Origin of the sequence: Trebonia sp. (genome assembly GCF_049794275.1) — a bacterium.
Taxonomy (GTDB): domain Bacteria; phylum Actinomycetota; class Actinomycetes; order Streptosporangiales; family Streptosporangiaceae; genus Trebonia.
This window is the reverse complement of sequence record NZ_JBARCR010000599.1, coordinates 1-1,794: the sequence shown is the minus strand read 5'-3', so window position 1 is coordinate 1,794 and position 1,794 is coordinate 1. Positions and strand designations below refer to the sequence as shown.

3 protein-coding genes are annotated in these 1,794 nt (G+C 70.8%); 1 reads left to right on the top strand and 2 read right to left on the bottom strand.

All coding sequences use genetic code 11. The annotated features are described in order from the left end of the window. Nucleotides 1-188 (top strand): hypothetical protein (locus WA805_RS16185; RefSeq protein ID WP_425242744.1); only part of this gene is annotated, 188 nt, incomplete at its 5' end. Here the strand turns inward: WA805_RS16185 and WA805_RS16180 are convergent. Then, nucleotides 185-1,375, bottom strand: coding sequence for a MarP family serine protease (locus tag WA805_RS16180; RefSeq protein ID WP_425242743.1), 1,191 nt, complete (start codon nt 1,373-1,375; stop codon nt 185-187). The two genes, WA805_RS16185 and WA805_RS16180, sit on opposite strands and share 4 nt — an antisense overlap. An 89-nt stretch (nt 1,376-1,464) precedes the next feature. Beyond that, a partial coding sequence (locus WA805_RS16175; RefSeq protein ID WP_424561525.1) for a response regulator transcription factor occupies nt 1,465-1,794 on the bottom strand: 330 nt, incomplete at its 5' end.

Genomic DNA, 1,794 nt, shown 5'->3' with positions numbered 1-1,794 from the left:
CGGTGACCCTGCTCCGCCGCGGCGCCGCCGGGGTGCGCGGCTACGCGGGTGATCCTCCCGGCATCGATCCTGGTTTCGTGGCCGCGAGCGCGGACGACATCGCGAACCGGATCGAGCGCGACGGCCTGGCGGCCGTGCCCGCGGCCAGCCTGCTGTTCCCGCTCCGCCCTGGCGTCTCGGGCGGCTAGTCGCAGGTCTGGGTCGAGACGGGGAAGGTCTGCTTCGCCCCGGCGTCCGCGTCCCCGGCCACTTCCACGGCGGTCAGCGCGAACCCGGTGTCCGGTACGCCGACGGCGGCGGCGAAGACCACGCCGTAGACGGTGCCGTCAGGGCTGAGCAGCGGGCCGCCGGAGTTGCCCGGCTCCACCACGGCCTTGATCTCGTAGATCTGCCTGGTGACCTGGCCGGTCTGGTAGATGTCCGGGCCGACGGCACTCTGCATGCCGCCGATCCGCGCGGCCGCGGCGGTGAACGAGTGGTTCAGCGGGTAGCCGGCGACGACCGCGTTGGCCCCGTTCTGCGCCTGGCCGGCGAACTGCAGCGGGGTCATGTTCAGGCCGGGCACATAGAGCACGGCGATGTCGACTTGCGGGTCGTAGAAGACGACGTACGCGCGGTGGGTGACGCCGCCGAAGGTGGTCACCACGGGTCCCTGCGTCACGCCGGCCACCACGTGCGCGTTGGTCAGCACGTGGTCGGGGGCGTAGACGAACCCGGAGCCCTCGATGCTGCGGTCGCAGCTCGGCGCGGTGCCCTGCACCTTGACGACCCGGCTCTTGGCCGCCTGGTACCCGGGGCTGTTCAGCACGGCGGGGTCGGGCGGCTGCACGGGGAACAGGTGGGCCGCGCCGATGTCGCTGAACACCTGCGGGAACGGGCCGGTCGCGAGCATCCGCCTGAACTCGGAGAACATGGTCTTGGCCGGCGCCGGCATGACCTTGTCCAGGGTGCCGAGCACGACGGAATTGTTCACCTGCTGATCGACGACGGGGAACGGGGACGAGATCAGCACCGACCCGATCGCCCAGGCGATCAGCAGCATCGACAGCACGCTGACCCCGGAACCGCCGATCGCGTCGATGGTGGTCGATCCCCGGCCGGTCATCGTCTCCCGCATCGCGGCGCCGACCGACGAGGCGACGAACTGCCCGATGATCGCGAAGCTGACCAGCAGGATCACCGCCACCACGTCCTGCTGGGTCTGGCCGCCGACGATGGCATGCGCGATGGACGGGCCGAATTCCGCGCCAAGCACCGCGCCGCCGACGAAGCCGATGAAGCTCAGTGAGCCGACGATGAAACCCTGCCGGTAACCGGAGACCGCGAACGCGGCGGCGATAACGAGCAGGGCTAGGTCAAGCAGATCACCGCGCACGAATTCAAGGTATCCGGTGTTGCCTCCAGCCGAGACGCCATCGCCACGGGTGAAGACTCCCTTAACTGTCGCCTGAACGGTCCGCCGCGCTACGCCGTGCCGTGCCGCACCGCGTACACGGCCGCCTGGGTCCTGTCCTGCACGCCGAGCTTGGCGAGGACCGCGCTCACGTGCGCCTTCACGGTCTTCTCCGAGACCCGCAGCAGCCGCGCGATCTCCCTGTTGGACTTGCCGTCCGCGATCCCGGCGAGCACCTCCCGCTCGCGCGCGGTCAGCGTGTCCGCCCGCGATCCGCGGATCAGCGAGCCGACCGCCTCGGGGGCGAGCAGGACGTTGCCGTCGTGCACCGAGCGGATGGCGCGGACCAGCGCCGCGGGGTCGATGTCCTTGTACACCACGCCGGCGGCGCCGGCCCGCAC